Raw genomic sequence first — 16,199 nt, 5'->3', positions numbered from 1 at the left:
GGGGGGGGCCCCGGCGCCCGGCCGCCCGCCCCCCCCCCCCCCCCCCCCCCCCCCCCCCCCCCCCCCCCCCCCCCCCCCCCACCCCCACGCACCGCAAGCCAACGCCGACAACCCCACCGCAGCGCAAGCCCAGGGGCCCGAGAGCGTGGGTGACCGCAAGCGCGCCCCCGAGCGAGGCCGTGGCGGGGCGACGCCGATGGGACAGCTCCGGCCCAGCGGTACCCGTGGCGCAGACGCGACCGGCCGGCCCCGTTCAGGGCCGGCCGGTCGGTCATGCGGTTGTCACCAGAGCTGGGCGACGATGTCCGCCGCCTGCTCCTCCCACTGCGCGTACGCGAACGGGTAGGCCGAGACCTGCACCGTCTGCGCGGCGGCGGTCAGCGGCAGGTCCTGCCAGCCGCCGACGTTCTTGAGCGCCTCGAAGAACGCCCGCGAGGAGTACTCGGGGTCGGTGATCTGGTCGGGCGAACCCCAACCCGACGAGGGACGCTGCTGGAACAGGCCCTGCGAGTCGTGGTCGTTGTACGCGCCCAGGTGGCCGAGGTTGTAGAGCTTCGACTCCTGCAGCGACGTCGCGATGCCGATGACGGCCCCCCGCTTACCCACGCCGGTCTCCTTGGCCTCCTCGATGATGGCCTTGGCGTTGGCGAGCTGCGCGTCGTCGAGCGGGATGCGCGACTGGGCACCCTGCACGCCGTGTGGGATCAGCTCTGCTCGGCTGGGCTTGTCGGCGGCCGGCTTGTCCGTCGTGCCGCCGGTGGTCAGGGCCGATTCCTCGCTGGGAGTCGGCTGGACCTGGCCGGTGGCCTGCTCGATCGCGGCCACGGCACCCTCGTGGGGCCCGCTGGTGACCGGGGCGGCCACGGCTGTCGGCCCGAAGGCCAGGCCGCCGAGGGCGGCGACACCCACCACGCTCAGCGCGATCTTGCGGTTCGAGTCCTTCGAGTCCTTCGCGATGGCCGGGAGCCACCGGGTGAAGTCGTACTTCACGATGGTTGCCCTTTCGGTCAGGCGAAGCGCTCCTGCCTGAGCGCTCCCCGGGGGAACTGCCTAGCCGGAGGGGTTTCGGTTCCGGCGGTACGGGGAACACAACCAGCTTCACCTGTCGGGCATTCCGGATATGGGTCGGGGGCAGCCGGCTGCGGTCTCCGTCACTCCGCCGCCGAGACGCTGAGCACCCCGGCACAGGAGTCGGCGACGCGGACAGACAACCCGAAAAGCCCGCCCTCTTGATCGAACGCAGCTGGGCGGGCCAAAGACGCACAGGCAGGCGCGCGACGAGAACGGGCAGGCGGACACCGGCGCGGTCGCCGAACACCCCAGCGCCGGCTCGTTCAGGGGGCGCCCGGCCGTCGGCCGCGGGCGCGCTCGGTGAGCCGGCCCTCGGACGCCAGCGCGATCACTGAGCACCGGCCGTCAGGCGCCGGCGCGATCGCTGAGCCCCGGCCGTCGGGCACCGGGCACCGGGCACCGGTATCGGAGCAACGGGCAACCGCGCACTTTCCCGGAAAGAGTGGTCTCAGCGGGCACTTGAGGCCACTCTTTCCGGGAAGTTGCGCGGATCTTGCCGCGTCCGGGAAGTTGCGCGGATCTTGGCTCGCCCGCCGCGCCGCGGTGCCGGCCCCGGACCGGTCAGGTCGCGCGGGGCGCGCCGAACCGGACGAGGACGTGCCAGAGCTGCTTGAGGTGCTGGAGGGTGACCTCCGTCGGCCCGCGGTCGGCCCAGCGGGACGGCTCGGTGACCACGGAGACCGCCGCGCGCCCGATCAGGGCGGCGTCGATCGGTTGACCGGGCCGGGCGAACTCGGCGTGCACCCGGGCGGCCAGCGGCGGGATGGCCGGTCCCCGGAAGTCGGGGTCGACCTGGTCGACGGGAAGCTCGAAGCCGGCGTGCCAGTGCAGGGCCACGCCGTGCCGACGGGCGATCGTGTCGAGCGTCGCGCCGGCCTCGGTGCCGCGGAACGACGGGTCGACGACTATCGCCTCCACGTCGCGGGCCAGGCTCAGTTCCCCGTGGATCTGGGCCTCGATGTAGTCGTCGAGGGCGCGACCGGCGGCACCGGGGGTCCCGGCGACGTCCTCGCGGCGACGCAGCAGCGACTGGACCAGGGTCACCACGTCCCCCGGCACGCCCAGGCTGATCCCGGTGCCGTCGGTCGCCGCGAGCAGGGCCGCCAGCACCGGCTCGAAGACGTCGACCGTGCCCAGGTCGCGGGGGCCCAGGTGGCTGTCGCCGAAGCAGAAGGTCGCCCGAGCCAGCACCTCCGGGCGCAGTCGCAGGTGGCAGGAGCCGAACCGGGGGCAGGCGCCGTCCGGGTGGTCGAGCAGGTTGAGGCCGCCGTACTTCGGCCGGTCCGCCGGGAGCACGCCGGGCGCCTGGTACGCGCCGCCGAAGAGCGTTTCCTCCCACCGATCCCGGTCGCCGCCGGGAAAGGCGGTGAGCCCGCCGTTGGAGATGCCGGTCTCGAACTGGCTGCGGTAGACGCCCTCGGCGTCGAGGGCCGCGGCGACCGTACGCCCGTCGGCGAGCAGGCGGTCCGGGTGGAAGTTGAGCGTGAGCCGGCCGTGCCGACCGACCGCCGCGATCAGCCGCTCCGGCCGGTGGGTCACACCCGAGCCCGCGAGCGCGCGATAGATGGCGGCCAGGGCGGCGAGGCGGTCGCGCAACGCGACCGCACGGACGTGCCCGATCGCCGCGCGCTGGGCGGGAGTGAGGGCCGCGTCGACGGCGGCCGGACCGGTGGTGGAGTGCACGGCCATGGATCCTTCCTCGGCACCGGCCGGTGCGCATTTCGTTTCCGTCCCCGGCGGGCACCACGGGACGGGGCGGCGGGTGGGACCGGCGCTGGCGACGGCCGGTCGGCCGGCTGCGCCGCTGCGGCCGGGCCGGAGCCGGGCAGCCCGGGTGACGCGCCGGCGACCGCTGCTCGCGACCGGCATCGGCTCCAACAAGCGCCGTCCGTCGCGCTCGGGCCGATCTTCCCGGGCCTACTCCTCGCCGGCCCGGTCGGTGCCGAAGCCGTCGAGCGCCGCCCGCTCCTCCTGGCTGAGCAGCTCCTCGAAGAGCGTGATCTGCAGGCCGGCCGGGGCGTCGAGGCGCGCGTTGAGCGACTGCCACGGGGTCACCGTCGGCGGGGCGATCTCGGTGGCGCCGGCGGAGACCAGGCGGCGGGTGGCGGACCGGCTGTCGTCCACCTCGAACGCCACTCGGATCTTCGGGGCCACCTGGCGCCCGACCTCCACCTCGTCGATCATCCGCTTCTGCGCCGGGTTGGCGATCTCCAGCGTCGCCCGGCCGGCGTCGAGGATCACCACCCGGGCGTCCCCCTCCCCGGAGAACGCGGCCTGCTCGGGCAGGCCCAGCGCGTCACGGAAGAACGTGACCGCCGCCTCGTAGTCCTCCGCCTCCACGACCAGGCGGAGCTGGCGTACGGCGGGTGGGGGGCTGGGAGCGTCCGTCGTCATGTCCGCAGAGAGTAGTCGATCACCCTGGGCCGGGCAGTGACGGTTCACCCGCTCGGCCGGTACCGGGACCGAGGATTACAGTGGGAGGGCCGACCGGAAGGCGATGAATTGACTGTTGGTGCGGTGGTCGACCAGAGGGCCCTCGGTGACCACGTCTGCTGGGCCTGCGACGACGAGGCCGGCGCCCTCGACGGCGTCGGCCGTTCCGTCGCGCCCGGCACCCGCCGCGCTCGGCCCGCTCTGGGTGCCCCGGCGCGGGCGGTGGGGCCGGCCACTTTCGCGGCCCGGCCGCGTCCGGTGCGGCCGGTGACGCGCGGCGGCCAGGTGCCGAGCGCCCGCCGCCTGCCCGACCCGGCGGATGACACCGCCTTCCCCGCGGGACGGACGGGATGACCCCGGAGCCGAACGAGGCGGCGGAGGCGTTCGTACACGAGGGCCTCTTCTACCGCGATCCGGACGAGCTGCTGGCGGGCACCGTGCCCTTCGTCACCGGCGGTCTCACCGCCGGGGAACCGGTGCTGGTCGCGATGCCCGGCGCCAATCTGCGGCTGGTGCGCGACGCGGTCGGCGAGACGGACGGGGTGCGCTGGGCGGACATGACCGAGGCCGGGCGGAACCCGGGCCGGATCATCCCGTGGGTGTTGCAGGCGTTCATCGACCAGCATGCCGGGCGGCGGGTGCGGATCATCGGCGAGCCGATCTGGGCCGGACGCAGCGACACCGAGTATCCGGCCTGCGCCCAGCACGAGGCCCTGATCAACATGGCGTTCGTCGGCCGTGACGCCACCATCCTGTGCCCGTACGACGTGGCGGGCCTCGACGACGACGTGCTGACCGACGCGTACGCCACGCACCCGATCCTGGTCGACGATGCCGGCCGGCGGTCGAGCGGCGCCTACGCCCCGTCGGACGTGGTCGCCCGTTACAACCTTCCGCTGCCGGCACCGGCGGAACCGGTCGCGACGCTCAGCTACCGGTTCGACACCCTGCCCACCGTGCGCACGTTCGTCGCCGGGCACGGCCAGGTCGCCGGCCTGGACGAGGAGCGCGTGGCCGACCTGCAGATCGCGGTGACCGAGCTGGCCACGAACAGCATCGCGCACGCCGGGGGCGCCGGCGTGCTGCGGGTGTGGCGGACCGCCGAGCACCTGGTCTGCGAGATCCACGACGACGGTTGGCTGGCCGATCCGCTCGCCGGCCGGCTGACCCCGGCGAAGGACGGCATCGGCGGGCGAGGGCTGGTGATCGTGCAGGCGCTCTGCGACCTGGTCCGGGTGCACAGCACCGCCGCCGGGACGACGGTCCGCCTGCACATGCGCCGCCCGGCCTGACCGGCTTCGGCCGGCGGCCGGGCCCGGCGCACGTGCCCGTCAGTGCCCGCGGGCCAGCCACTCGCCCAGGTGCGGGGCCTCCGCGCCGATGGTCGTGCTGTCGCCGTGCCCGGTGTGCACCACCGTCTCCGGCGACAGCGTGAGCAGCCGGTCCCGGATCGAGGCGACGATCGTGCCGAAGTCGCTGTACGAGCGCCCGGTGGCGCCCGGCCCGCCCGCGAAGAGGGTGTCTCCGGTGAACACCACGCCGAGCGCCGGCACGTGGAAGCTGCACGCGCCCAGGCTGTGGCCGGGGGTGTGCAGGACGGTCAGCGCGACCCCGGCGACCTCGACGGCCTGCCCGTCGCGCAGGTCGCCGCCGGGCGCCTCGTCGGGGTGCACCATGTCCCACAGCACCCGGTCGGCGGGGTGCAGCAGCACCGGTGCGCCGGTGGCGCGGGCCAGCGCCGGCGCCACCCGTACGTGGTCGTCGTGGGCGTGCGTGGCGAGGATCGCCCGTACCCGCCGGTCGCCGACGGCCGCCAGGATCGCGTCGACGTCGTGCGGGGCGTCGACGACGACGCACTCGGTGTCGTCGCCGAGCACCCAGACGTTGTTGTCCACGTCGAAGGTCTGACCGTCGAGGGAGAACGTGCCGGAGGTGACGGCGTGGTCGACGCGGGCCGCCATCAGAAGACCACCACCGAGCGGAGCACGTCGCCGCGGTGCATCCGGGCGAACGCCTCCTCCACCTGGTCCAGCGCGATCTCCTCGGTGACGAAGGCGTCCAGGTCGAGCCTCCCCTGCAGGTAGAGCTCAGTGAGCATCGGGAAGTCCCGGCTGGGCAGGCAGTCGCCGTACCAGCTGGACTTCAGCGAGCCGCCGCGTCCGAAGACGTCCAGCAACGGCACGTCGACGGTCATCTCCGGCGTCGGTACGCCCACCAGCACGACCGTGCCGGCCAGGTCTCGGGCGTAGAACGCCTGCTTCCAGGTCTCGGGGCGACCGACCGCGTCGATCACCACGTCGGCGCCGAAGCCGCCGGTGGCGGCGCGGATCGCCTCGACCGGGTCGTCCTCGCGGGCGTTGACCGTGTGGGTGGCCCCGAACTTCCGGGCCCAGTCGAGCTTGCGGGGGTCGGTGTCCACCGCGATGATCGTCGTCGCGCCGGCCAGTGCCGCCCCGGCGACGGCCGCGTCCCCGACGCCGCCGCAGCCGATCACGGCCACGGAGTCGCCCCGGGTGACCCCGCCGGTGTTCATCGCCGCGCCGAGACCGGCCATCACGCCGCAGCCGAGCAGCCCGACGGCGGCGGGCCGGGCGGCCGGGTCCACCTTCGTGCACTGGCCGGCGTGGACCAGCGTCTTCTCGGCGAAGGCCCCGATGCCCAGCGCCGGGGCGAGCTCGGTGCCGTCGGTGAGGGTCATCTTCCGGGCCGCGTTGTGGGTGGCGAAGCAGTACCAGGGGCGGCCGCGGCGGCAGGCGCGGCACACCCCGCAGATCGCCCGCCAGTTGAGCACCACGAAGTCGCCCGGGGCGACGGAGTCGACGCCGTCGCCGACCTCCTCCACGATGCCGGCGGCCTCGTGCCCCAGCAGGAAGGGGTAGTCGTCGTTGATGCCGCCCTCCCGGTAGTGCAGGTCGGTGTGGCAGACCCCGCAGGACTGGATCCGCACGACCGCCTCGCCGGGCCCGGGATCGGGAACCACGATCGTGGTCACCTCGACCGGCGCGCCCTTGCTGCGGGAGATGACTCCCCTGACCTGCTGGCTCACGATCTCCTCCTGCTCCACGCCGGCGCGCCGCGCCGCCGTCCTGCGGGTGCGCTGCCGCGGCACCGTCGATGACGTCCCTCGCGAAACTACCGCCGATCATGCCGGTCGTCCCAGCGCCGGCTCGTAGCGGTTATCGCCGCTCGGGCCGGGTAGGCGGGGGCACGTTTCGACAGTCGGACGGGAGTGCGCCATGAAGGTCAGCCATCTGCCGCTGCGGGTCAGCATCGGCGCGTTCGTGCTCAACTCCGGCCTGGGCAAGCGGAGCCTGGAAGGGGAGGCGGCGCAGGGCGTGCACGCGATGGCCGCCGGCGCGGTGCCGCAGCTCGGGCAGCTCGAACCGGACCGGTTCGCCCGGCTGCTCTCCCGGGCCGAGATCGCCCTGGGCGCCGCGCTGCTCGCGCCGTTCGTCCCGTCGGCGCTGGTGGGCCTGGGGCTGTCCGCGTTCGGCGCGGGTCTGGTGCAGCTCTACCTCAAGACGCCGGGGATGCGCGAGCCGGGCAGCCTGCGGCCCAGCCAGCAGGGCATCGGCCTGGCCAAGGACGTGTGGCTGCTCGGGGCCGGCCTGACCCTGGTGCTGGACGACCTGACCCACCGCCGCCGGCGCCCCCGCCGCCGCTGGGGCGCCTGACCCTGCCGCCCGGGGATCGCGCCGCCGTCGCCGCGGCACGGACGGCGGCCGCCCGGGCCGCGGACCGGGACGCCGCCGACGCAGCAGGGCCACGGCCGCCCACCGCCGCCCGACCGCGGGCGCGACCGCCGGGGTTCAGCGCGTGTCGGGGGTACGCTGCCGCGCGGCCGCAGCGCGGCGGGCGGCGTTACGGTAGCGCAGGACCTGCACCGCGCCGAGCGCCCAGAGGGCGTACTGCACGGCGAAGGCCCAGCGGAACGCCGCCAGGTCGGGGGCGGCCCGACCGGCCGGCGTGGCCAGGTCGAGCACCACGCCGACGGCCAGCACCAGCACGATCGAGGCCACGAAGCCGCCGACGTTGACGACGCCGCTGGCGCTGCCGATCCGGTTGACCGGGTTGGCGGTGCGCGCGTAGTCGAACCCGATCATGGAGCCGGGGCCGTTGACCGCCAGCACCAGCACCAGCGTGACGAGCAGCCAGCCCGGCGAGCGTCCCGGCCACGCCAGCACGACGGCCCAGACCACGGCGGTGGCGCCGGTGATCGCGAAGACCAGTACCGAGCGGCGGAACGGGTGCCGGGCGCAGAGGTGCGCGACCACCGGCCCGGACAGGAACGTGCCGACGGTCATCAGGGTGAGCAGCGACGCGGCGACCGTGGGGCTGAGCCCCTGCCCCTGCACGAGGAAGGGGTATCCCCAGAGCAGGGCGAACACCGCGCCGGAGAACTGGGTGACGAAGTGCGTCCACAGCCCCAGCCGGGTGCCGGGCTCGGCCCAGGCGGCGCGGAGTTCCCGGCGGACGGCGGCCAGGCCGGGCGCCGGGCCGGGCGCGGTCTCCCGGTGCGGGGTGTCCCGGACGGCGACGACGACCGTCAGCAGCACGGTCGCCCCCACCGCCGCGGCCGTGAGGAAGGCGGGTGTCCACCCCGCGCGGTGCAGCAGCGCCACCAGGGGTACGGCTCCGAGGATGGCTCCGAGCTGGCCCAGCGTCCCGGTGAGCTGGGTCATCAGCGGGTTGCGCCGCCCCGGGAACCAGAACGCCACGATCCGCAGCACGCTGATGAAGGTCATCGCGTCGCCGAGCCCGACCAGGACGCGTGCGGCGACGGCGAGGCGTACGTCGGTGGCGAGGGCGAAGCAGAGCTGACCGGCGACCATCAGCGCGCCGCCGGCGACGAGCAGCCGCCGGGAGCCGAACCGGTCGAGGAGCACACCGACGGGCACCTGCATCAGCGCGTACACGGCGAGTTGGGCGACGGAGAAGGTGGCCAGCACCGAGGCGTTGATCTCGAAGCGGTCCGCCGCGTCGACCCCGGTGACGCCGAGCGAGCTGCGGTGGAACACCGCGGCCACGTACGCGCTCACCGCCACGCCCCAGACCAGCGCGGCGGCCCGGCGCCGCGCGGCCGGCGCGGGCGCCGGGGCGGTCAGCACGCTCACCGCAGCGCCCGCAGCACGTCCGCGGCGTTGTCGATGTGCGCGGCGACGGCGGCAAGCCACCGTCGCGGGTCGTCGGAGTCGAGCGCGGCGAGCTGGTCGGCGTGCTCGGTCAGCGCGGTCTCGGCCCAGCCGGGCGAGAGCCGGAAGCTGGCCTCGCCCATCCGCAGCTGCCGGTCGCGCAGCCGCTGGTACAGCTCGGCGAGAATCTCGTTGCCGGCCGCGTCGACCACGGTGGCGTGGAAGGCGCGGTCGGCCTCCATCAGCGCGGTCAGGTCGCCGGCGGCGTGCGCGGCTCGCATCTCGGCCAGCCGGGCGGCGAGGGCCTCCCGCAGGGTCGCCCGCCGGGGCCAGACCCGCTCGGCGGCGTGCAGCTCGACCAGCCGCCGTGCCTCGATCACGTCGGTGATCTCCCGCGCGGAGACCGGGCGGATCAGCGCGCCCCGCTTGGGATAGAGCCGGACCAGTCCCTCGGCCTCCAGGCGCAGCAGCGCCTCGCGGACGGGGGTGCGGGACACGCCGGCGGCCTCGGCGATCTCCCCCTCGCTGACCAGCGACCCGCCGGGGTGCAGCTGCTCCAGGATCGCCCGCTTGAGGTAGCGGTAGGCGCGCTCGGCGGCAGACGGCGCGGCGGTCCAACGGGAAGGCGAGGGATGCGTCATGTATCTATGATGCGTTCCTGTCGTCGCCGGGCCCGGTCGACCCGGTCCCGGGTGGCGCGCGCCACGGCGGGAGCGCGCGGCGTGGGCGCGGCCCCGGCCGGGCCCGCCGCTGGCCCGGAACCCCCGGGGTGCCCCGCCCGCCGCCTCAGCGCGGGCGCAGGGCGAGCAGCCCGTCCGGGTCGACGTCGAACCCGACCGCGAACGGCGGGCCGAAGCCGCCCAACAGGTCGGCGAGCCAGCGCGCCGCGGAGGGCGCCCGTTCCAGCCGCATCCGGCGCATCCGCACCGGGGCCGCCCGCAGCCGCCGCAGCGCCCCGGTCGCCGCGTCGAGGGTGGGCAGCCACAGCAGCCGCAGCTCCGGCCGGTACGCCTCCTGCCCGCCGATGCCCTCGTAGTCGTCGACGAGGTCGCCACAGCCGTAGAGGATCAGCCGGTCGCGGTACACCTCGACCGGGCGCGGATGGTGCGACGAGTGGCCGTGCACCACGTCCACTCCCGCGTCGACCAGGCGGTGGGCGAAGTCGACGTGCCCGCTCGGCACGTCGTACCCCCAGTTGGAGCCCCAGTGCACGGAGACCAGCACCCGGTCGTGCGGCCCGGCCACGGCGGCGATCCGGCCGGCCAGCGCCTCCGCCGACGCGGCCGAGACCTCCGGCAGGTACGCCACTCCGGGCGCGTCGGCGGTGGCCGCCCACGGCGGGGGCACGCCGCTCGACGGGGCGGCCACCGACCAGACCAGCAGGTGGCGGCCCGCCGCGAGCGGCACCCGGGCGGGCGACCAGGCCGACGCCGCGTCCCCGCCGGCGCCGGCGGTGGCGATGCCGGCGCCGGCCAGCGCGTCGAGGGTGTCGGCCAGCCCGATCGTGCCGAAGTCGAGGCTGTGGTTGTTGGCCAGCGCGCAGACGTCGAGCCGCGCCGCGGTGAGGCAGGACAGGTTCCGCGGGTGCATCCGGTAGTGGATCTCCTTGGCCGGGGCGTGCTCGCCCCGGCCCGTCACCGCGGTCTCCAGGTTGACCACCCGCACGTCCGGCCGGAGCGCGTCGAGCAGGTCGAGCGCCTCGCCCCACGGCCAGGCCGGCGGCGCCGGGCGCGGGACGGGACCGCCGGCGGCCTCGGCCAGCTCGACGTAGCCACGCGCGCTCCGGACGGCCGGTTCGCGCAGCTCGGGCGGGCCCGGCGCGGGCAGGATCGCGTCCACGCCCCGGCCGGTCATCACGTCGCCGCCGAGGAAGAGGGTCACATCGGGCATCCGAGGTGCTTTCCCCGCCGGAGCGCGCGCTCACCTGCGGATGAGGTGCGCGGTGGGGCGTGCGGGGCGTGATCCGGGGGTAGCAGGGGCGCCATGACCGACGTGACCGTGGTGGTGGCGACCCGCAACCGGCGGGGCCAGTTGCTGGAGGTGCTGGGCCGGCACACCGGCCCGGTGATCGTGGTGGACAACGGCTCCGACGACGGGACGCCCGAGGCGGTGGCGCGGGCGTACCCGGCGGCGCGGGTGGTGCGCCTCGGCCACAACGCCGGCGCCGGGGCGGCCCGCAACGTCGGGGTCGAGCTGGCCGACACCCCGTTCGTGGCGTTCGCCGACGACGACTCGTACTGGGCGCCGGGCGCGCTGGACGAGGCGGCGCGGCTGCTGCGCGCGCACCCGCGTACGGGGCTGCTGGCCGGGCAGGTGCGGGTGGGTCCGCAGGGGCGGCTCGATCCGGTGTCGGCGGCGATGGCGCGGGCCCCGCTGGGTGTCCCGCCGGGCGCGCCCGGGCCCGCCGTGCTGGGCTTCCTGGCCTGCGCGGTGGTGCTGCGCCGCGAGGCGTTCCGGCAGGTCGGCGGCTTCGCCGAGCGGCTGGGCACGTACGGCGAGGAGGCGCTGCTGGCGATGGACCTGGCCGCCGCGGGCTGGCACCTGGCGTACGTCGAGCAGGTGGTCGCCCACCACCTGCCGCTGCCCGCCGGGCGGGACCGGCGGGCCCGGCACCGGGCGGAGGCGCGCAACCGGCTGCTCACCGCGGCGCTGCGGCGGCCCGTCGGGGTGGTGCTGCGCGCGGCGGCGGAGGCGCTGCGGGAGCCGGCCGGTCGGCGGGGGCTGCTCGACGCCGGCCGCGAGCTGGGGTGGGTGCTGCGCCGGCGACGCCCGCTCCCGGCCCCGGTGGAGGCGGCCCTGCGCACCCTGGAGCGGGGCGGGCCCGGTACGCCGGTGGCGACGCCCGGCCCGGCGGCGGAGGCCGTCACCGCCGCGAACTGACCCGGACCGACCGGCGGGCGGCCGGGCGAACCGACCCGGGCGGGCCGCCGGCCGGCCTATGGTGAGGGCGGATCGGACGGGCGCGAGGAGAGGCCGGTGACCACGACCCGGGGGCTGCGGCCGTGGTACCGCCCGATGGTGGCCCGCCGCCCGGACGAGGCGCACCGCTCGGCCACGCCGCTGGAGCTCTTCTTCGACCTCTGCTTCGTGGTGGCGGTGGCGCAGGCGGCAGCCGGCCTGCACCACGACGTCGTCGAGGGGCACGCCGGCGACGCGACGGTCAGCTACCTGCGGGTCTTCTTCGCGATCTGGTGGGCGTGGATGAACGTCACCTGGTTCGCGTCCGCCTACGACACCGACGACGACGTCTACCGGATCACCACCCTGGTCGAGATCGCCGGGGCGCTGGTCCTGGCCGCCGGGGTGCCGCAGGCGTTCGCCGAGGGCGACTTCACCACCATCACGTACGGGTACGTGGTGATCCGGCTGGCCGCCGTGGTGCAGTGGACGCGCGCGGCGGCCGGCGACCCCGCGCACCGCCGGACCGCCCGCCGGTACGCGCTCGGGGTGGCCGTGGTGCAGGCCGGCTGGCTGGCGCGGCTGCTGCTGCCGGTCGACTGGCTGGGGCCGTCCTTCCTGCTGCTGGCCCTGGCCGACCTGCTGGTCCCGGCGGTGGCCGAGCGGGCCGGGACGACCCCGTGGAACCCGCGGCACATCGCCGAGCGGTACGGGCTGTTCACGTTGATCGTCCTCGGCGAGGTGGTGTTGGCGACCTCGGTCGCGGTGCAGACCGGGGTGGACGCCGGCCAGGGGGAGCTGTGGCCGCTGGCGGCGGCGGGGGCGGTGATCGTCTTCGCGCTGTGGTGGCTCTACTTCGACCGGCCGGTCGAGGTGCCCACCCGACTGCGCGCGACGCTGGTGTGGGGGTACGGCCACTATCTGATCTTCGCGGCGATCGCCGCGGTCGGGTCGGGGCTGTGGGTGGCGGTCGACCGGGAGCGCCACCTCGGGCACGTCGGCGGTGTCGCGGCGGGCTACGCCACGGCGGTCCCGGTGGCCGTCTGCCTGCTCGCCGTCTGGGTGCTGCTCGTGCGCCCGCAGCGGGAGGGCCCGGTGTCGGCGGCGTTCCCGGTGATCGCGGCGCTGGTGCTGCTCGCCCCGCTCGGACCGGCCCCGGTGTACGTGGTGGCGGCGCTGCTGTTCGCGCTGGTGGCGGTGACGGTGGTCGCCCGGCGGCGGGCGACCCGCACGGGCGGGCGCGGGCGGACGCCCGGGCCGCCCTGACGCCCCCGCCGGCCGGGTGCGGCCGATCCGTCAGCCGCCGTCCACCACCGCCGGCCGGACCGTCAGCCGGCCTCCACCACCGCCGGCCGACCCCCGACGGGTGGAACGGGGTCGCCGGGCGGGGCGGCGGCGGGCGGGGCGGCGGCGTCCGGCCCCGCCGTGGACCAGAAGTCGACGAGCAGGCGGTGGAACTCCTCGGCACACTCGATCTGCGGCATGTGCCCGCAGTCGCGGAACAGGTGGGTGCGGGCCCTGGGCAGCCGTGCCCGGGCCGCCTCGAGGTGCGTCGCCGGCAGGATCAGGTCCTTGTCGCCCCACACGACGAACGTGGGGATGTCCAGCCGCTCCACCTCGGCCAGCAGTTCCTCCCGCCACTGGGGGCTGATGCCCCGGAAGGTGCCGAGGTGGTGGGCGGTCTCCAGCATCACCCGGGCCGCGTACGGCAGGCGGGCCACCTCCAGGGTGTACGCGACGCGGTCGGCCGTGGCAAAGGCCGGGTCGTGGAAGAGGGACAGCTCGACCCGGCGGGCGGCCCACCGTCTGGGCCGCAGCAGCAGCCGGCCCAGCGGGCGCAGCGCGAGCAGCCGCAGCGCGATGGTCACCTCCCGGCCGAAGCCGGCGCTGTTGACCAGCGTCAGGGTGGCCACCCGGCCCGGCTCGGACGCCGCGAGCCGCATGGCGATCGCCCCGCCGAGGGAGTTGCCGACCAGGTGCGCCGGCCGGTCGACGCCGACGGCGTCGAGGTAGCGGCCGACGAACTCCGCAAGCGCCGGCAGGGTGCAGGGGCGGGTCATCGGCAGCGACCCGCCGTAACCGGGCAGGTCGACGCTGTGCACGCGGAACCGGTCGGCGAGCCGCTCGTGCAGCTCGGTGAAGTCGCGCAGGGTGCGGCCGATGCCGTGCAGCAGCACCACCGGCGGTCCTTCGCCGTCGACGCGGTGGCAGACCCGCCGGCCGTCGACGGTGACGTGCCGGGGTCGGCGCGCGGCCGGGGCGGTCATGCCGGCTCCCCGGCCGGGTCGGTGGCGGGGGCCGCCTCGGGTTGCCGTTGCGCCGGTGCGGGCACGGCGCGACGGGTGGGGCCGCCGGCCACCCGGTTGAGCCCGAACGCCAGGATCCGCGGGTACGCCGCCGGCGCCACCCGGGCCAGCAGGTCGGGCAGCTTCGCCGACCAGCCGATCAAAACCCGGCCCCGGCGGCGTCGCACCCCGCGCAGGATCACCTCGGCGGCCCGGGCGGGATCGATCGTGAGCAGCTTCTCGAACTGCCGGCGACCGGTCTCGAACTCCTCCGGCGAGACGCCGCTGCCCACCCGGGCGTTCTGGGCGATCCGGGTGCGGATGCCGCCCGGGTGCACCGAGGTCACGCCGATCCCGTCGTCGGCCAGCTCCTGGCGCAGCGCCTCGGTGAAGCCGCGGACGGCGAACTTGCTGGCCGCGTAGGCGGTCTGCCCGGCCGGGGCGATGATCCCGAAGAGGCTGGAGACGTTGACCAGGTGCGCGCCGGGTTCCGCCCGCAGGGTAGGCAGCAGCGCGTGGGTCAGCTGCACCACAGCCCGGAAGTTGACGTCGACGACCCAGCTGAACTCGTCGAGGGTCACCTGGTCGAACCGGCCGCCCAGCGCCACCCCGGCGTTGTTGACCAGCAGCCGGACCGCCGGGTGCCGCTGCCGGACCTCCTCGGCCACCCGCGCGGTCGCGGCGGCGTCGGCCAGGTCGACCAGATAGGTGGTGAGCTGCCGGTCGGGGTGCGCGGCGCGGACGGCCGCGACGACGGCGTCGAGCCGCCCCGCGTCGCGGTCGAGCAGCACCAGGTCGCTGCCCCGGCGGGCCAGCGCGTGGGCGAGGGCCTCCCCGATCCCGCTGGCGGCGCCCGTGACGACGGCCGTGCCGCCCGTGAAGACGAACCTACGCACGGACGGTCCTCCTCTGCGGTGTGCCGGCGTGGGAGAACCGCACGCCGGAGTCGGTCAGTCGGCCGTGCCGCATCAGCAGCACGTCCCGGGGATAGTTCTGGTGCAGCCGCCAGGGCGCCCGCGCGCCCTGCTTGGGCAGCGTGTCGACAATGCGCAGCACGTACCCGGCCGTCAGGTCGATGATCGGCGACAGCTCGCCGTCGGGAGGCGGGAGCGGGGTGACGACCTGCTGGCCGGTGCGGTCGAGGTGGCGCAGCAGCCGGCAGACGTAGCCGGCGACCAGGTCGGCCTTGAGCGTCCACGAGGCGTTGGTGTAGCCGATGGTCATCGCGAGGTTCGGCACCCCGGAGAGCATCATGCCCTTGTAGGCGACCGTGCCGGCCAGGTCCACCTCGGCGCCGTCGACGGCCAGGGTCATGCCGCCGAGGGCGAGCAGGTTGAGCCCGGTGGCGGTGACCACGACGTCCGCCGTCAGCTCCGCGCCGGAGGAGAGCCGGATGCCGCGTTCGGTGAAGGTGTCGACGGTGTCGGTGACCACCGACGCCCGGCCGGTCCGCAGCGCGGCGAACAGGTCGCCGTCGGGCACCACGCACAGCCGCTGGTCCCAGGGGTCGTAGCGGGGCGAGAAGTGCCGGTCGACGTCGTAGCCGGCCGGCAGCCGGCTTCGGGCGGCGCGCAGCAGCAGCCGCTTCACCAGGGCGGGGGCCCGCCGGCTGAGCTGGAAGTTGGCGGTGGCGAGCAGGACGTTCTTCCAGCGCACCACCGGATACGCGGCCTTCGCGGGCAGCCAGCGCCGCAGCGCGTCGGCGAGCACGTCGCGCGACGGCAGCGCCATGACGTACGTGGGTGAGCGCTGGAGCATCGTCACGTGGGCGGCGCGCGCGGCCATCGCCGGCACCAGGGTCACGGCGGTGGCGCCGCTGCCGATCACCACCACGCGCTTGCCGCTGTGGTCGAGGTCCTCGGGCCAGTGCTGCGGGTGCACGATCCGCCCCGCGTACCGCTGTGTGCCGGCAAACTGCGGGGCGTAGCCGGCGTCGTAGCGGTAGTAGCCCGAGCAGGCGAAGAGGAACGAGCAGGTCAGCTCGACCGTCTCGGCGGTGTCGCCGCGGTGGGCGCGCACCGTCCAGCGGGCCCGTTCGCTGTCCCACTCGGCGCGTACGACGCGGTGCCGGAAGCGGATGTGGTCGGTGACGCCGTACTCCCGCGCGGTCCGTCGGACGTAGTCGCGGATGGCGTCGCCGTCGGCGATGGCCTTCGGGTCCGTCCACGGCGCGAACGAGTAGCCGAGGGTGAACATGTCGGAGTCGGACCGGACGCCGGGGTAGCGGAACAGGTCCCACGTGCCGCCGATCGCGTCACGGGCCTCCAGCACCGCGTACGTCTTTTCCGGACAGTCGCGGCGCAGGTGGCAGGCGGCGCCGATGCCGGACAGGCCGGCACCGACGATGAGCACGTCGACGTGGTCGGTGGCCATCTCGTCT

General features: G+C 75.6%; 15 protein-coding genes. 4 read left to right on the top strand and 11 right to left on the bottom strand.

Features of this window, described 5'->3' with window-relative positions:
• Positions 1-282 precede the first annotated feature (282 nt).
• The 3 genes from ACGF7U_RS26075 to ACGF7U_RS26065 form a co-directional block, all read right to left on the bottom strand.
• Entirely contained in the window at positions 283-990 is a 708-nt protein-coding gene (locus tag ACGF7U_RS26075; protein WP_393110918.1) for a hypothetical protein, read from the bottom strand.
• Positions 991-1,632: 642 nt separating this feature from the next.
• Entirely contained in the window at positions 1,633-2,760 is a 1,128-nt protein-coding gene (locus ACGF7U_RS26070; RefSeq protein WP_393110916.1) for a DUF3626 domain-containing protein, read from the bottom strand.
• A 228-nt stretch (positions 2,761-2,988) separates the two neighbouring features.
• Positions 2,989-3,465, bottom strand: a complete 477-nt coding sequence (locus ACGF7U_RS26065) for a VOC family protein (protein WP_393110914.1) — start codon at positions 3,463-3,465, stop codon at positions 2,989-2,991.
• A 389-nt stretch (positions 3,466-3,854) separates the two neighbouring features.
• Here ACGF7U_RS26065 and ACGF7U_RS26060 point away from each other — a divergent pair, with 389 nt between their 5' ends.
• The gene (locus ACGF7U_RS26060; RefSeq protein ID WP_393110912.1) at positions 3,855-4,796 is read left to right on the top strand and encodes an anti-sigma factor RsbA family regulatory protein; all 942 of its coding nucleotides are present in this window, start codon (positions 3,855-3,857) and stop codon (positions 4,794-4,796) included.
• Between the two features lie 39 nt (positions 4,797-4,835).
• Here the strand turns inward: ACGF7U_RS26060 and ACGF7U_RS26055 are convergent, their stop codons facing one another.
• Both ACGF7U_RS26055 and ACGF7U_RS26050 read right to left on the bottom strand, forming a co-directional pair.
• A complete protein-coding gene (locus tag ACGF7U_RS26055) occupies positions 4,836-5,465 on the bottom strand; it encodes an MBL fold metallo-hydrolase (protein WP_393110910.1) in 630 nt (209 codons plus the stop codon).
• Positions 5,465-6,550: an S-(hydroxymethyl)mycothiol dehydrogenase gene (locus ACGF7U_RS26050; RefSeq protein WP_393110908.1), complete on the bottom strand. Its 1,086-nt coding sequence runs from the start codon at positions 6,548-6,550 to the stop codon at positions 5,465-5,467. Before ACGF7U_RS26050 ends, ACGF7U_RS26055 begins: the two co-directional genes overlap by 1 nt.
• 190 nt (positions 6,551-6,740) lie before the next feature.
• Between ACGF7U_RS26050 and ACGF7U_RS26045 the strand changes: the two genes are divergently transcribed.
• Positions 6,741-7,178, top strand: a complete 438-nt coding sequence (locus ACGF7U_RS26045; protein ID WP_393110906.1) for a hypothetical protein — start codon at positions 6,741-6,743, stop codon at positions 7,176-7,178.
• Between the two features lie 135 nt (positions 7,179-7,313).
• Here the strand turns inward: ACGF7U_RS26045 and ACGF7U_RS26040 are convergent, their stop codons facing one another.
• The 3 genes from ACGF7U_RS26040 to ACGF7U_RS26030 all read right to left on the bottom strand — a co-directional run bounded on the left by ACGF7U_RS26040 (position 7,314) and on the right by ACGF7U_RS26030 (position 10,526).
• The gene (locus tag ACGF7U_RS26040) at positions 7,314-8,618 is read right to left on the bottom strand and encodes a nitrate/nitrite transporter (protein WP_393110904.1); all 1,305 of its coding nucleotides are present in this window, start codon (positions 8,616-8,618) and stop codon (positions 7,314-7,316) included.
• Positions 8,615-9,277: a GntR family transcriptional regulator gene (locus tag ACGF7U_RS26035; protein ID WP_393110902.1), complete on the bottom strand. Its 663-nt coding sequence runs from the start codon at positions 9,275-9,277 to the stop codon at positions 8,615-8,617. The genes ACGF7U_RS26040 and ACGF7U_RS26035 overlap by 4 nt, the downstream gene beginning before the upstream one ends.
• A 145-nt stretch (positions 9,278-9,422) precedes the next feature.
• A complete protein-coding gene (locus tag ACGF7U_RS26030; RefSeq protein WP_393110900.1) occupies positions 9,423-10,526 on the bottom strand; it encodes a CapA family protein in 1,104 nt (367 codons plus the stop codon).
• Positions 10,527-10,619: 93 nt separating this feature from the next.
• Here ACGF7U_RS26030 and ACGF7U_RS26025 point away from each other — a divergent pair, with 93 nt between their 5' ends.
• Both ACGF7U_RS26025 and ACGF7U_RS26020 read left to right on the top strand, forming a co-directional pair.
• Entirely contained in the window at positions 10,620-11,516 is an 897-nt protein-coding gene (locus ACGF7U_RS26025) for a glycosyltransferase family 2 protein (protein ID WP_393110898.1), read from the top strand.
• A gap of 96 nt (positions 11,517-11,612) precedes the next feature.
• Complete coding sequence (locus tag ACGF7U_RS26020) at positions 11,613-12,800, top strand: low temperature requirement protein A (RefSeq protein ID WP_393110896.1); 1,188 nt, start codon at positions 11,613-11,615, stop codon at positions 12,798-12,800.
• 62 nt (positions 12,801-12,862) lie between these two features.
• Here the strand turns inward: ACGF7U_RS26020 and ACGF7U_RS26015 are convergent, their stop codons facing one another.
• The 3 genes from ACGF7U_RS26015 to ACGF7U_RS26005 are packed head-to-tail and all read right to left on the bottom strand — an operon-like array spanning position 12,863 to position 16,192.
• Positions 12,863-13,801, bottom strand: a complete 939-nt coding sequence (locus tag ACGF7U_RS26015) for an alpha/beta fold hydrolase (protein ID WP_393110894.1) — start codon at positions 13,799-13,801, stop codon at positions 12,863-12,865.
• Complete coding sequence (locus tag ACGF7U_RS26010) at positions 13,798-14,715, bottom strand: SDR family NAD(P)-dependent oxidoreductase (RefSeq protein ID WP_393110892.1); 918 nt, start codon at positions 14,713-14,715, stop codon at positions 13,798-13,800. Before ACGF7U_RS26010 ends, ACGF7U_RS26015 begins: the two co-directional genes overlap by 4 nt.
• On the bottom strand, positions 14,708-16,192 hold the full coding sequence (locus ACGF7U_RS26005) for a flavin-containing monooxygenase (protein WP_393110890.1): 1,485 nt from the start codon (positions 16,190-16,192) through the stop codon (positions 14,708-14,710). Before ACGF7U_RS26005 ends, ACGF7U_RS26010 begins: the two co-directional genes overlap by 8 nt.
• Between the last annotated feature and the right edge of the window lie 7 nt (positions 16,193-16,199).

The sequence above is a fragment of the Micromonospora sp. NPDC047670 genome (assembly GCF_043204915.1).
GTDB lineage: Bacteria > Actinomycetota > Actinomycetes > Mycobacteriales > Micromonosporaceae > Micromonospora.
Note: the sequence above shows the minus strand (reverse complement) of the source record. Positions and strands in the feature narration are given on the sequence as shown.

Coding starts and splice junctions, on each gene's coding strand:
- ACGF7U_RS26070 (WP_393110916.1), bottom strand. CDS start 2,760: ATGGCCGTGCACTCCACCACCGGTCCGGCCGCCGTCGACGCGGCCCTC.
- ACGF7U_RS26065 (WP_393110914.1), bottom strand. CDS start 3,465: ATGACGACGGACGCTCCCAGCCCCCCACCCGCCGTACGCCAGCTCCGC.
- ACGF7U_RS26060 (WP_393110912.1), top strand. CDS start 3,855: ATGACCCCGGAGCCGAACGAGGCGGCGGAGGCGTTCGTACACGAGGGC.
- ACGF7U_RS26055 (WP_393110910.1), bottom strand. CDS start 5,465: ATGGCGGCCCGCGTCGACCACGCCGTCACCTCCGGCACGTTCTCCCTC.
- ACGF7U_RS26045 (WP_393110906.1), top strand. CDS start 6,741: ATGAAGGTCAGCCATCTGCCGCTGCGGGTCAGCATCGGCGCGTTCGTG.
- ACGF7U_RS26035 (WP_393110902.1), bottom strand. CDS start 9,277: ATGACGCATCCCTCGCCTTCCCGTTGGACCGCCGCGCCGTCTGCCGCC.
- ACGF7U_RS26030 (WP_393110900.1), bottom strand. CDS start 10,526: ATGCCCGATGTGACCCTCTTCCTCGGCGGCGACGTGATGACCGGCCGG.
- ACGF7U_RS26025 (WP_393110898.1), top strand. CDS start 10,620: ATGACCGACGTGACCGTGGTGGTGGCGACCCGCAACCGGCGGGGCCAG.
- ACGF7U_RS26015 (WP_393110894.1), bottom strand. CDS start 13,801: ATGACCGCCCCGGCCGCGCGCCGACCCCGGCACGTCACCGTCGACGGC.
- ACGF7U_RS26005 (WP_393110890.1), bottom strand. CDS start 16,192: ATGGCCACCGACCACGTCGACGTGCTCATCGTCGGTGCCGGCCTGTCC.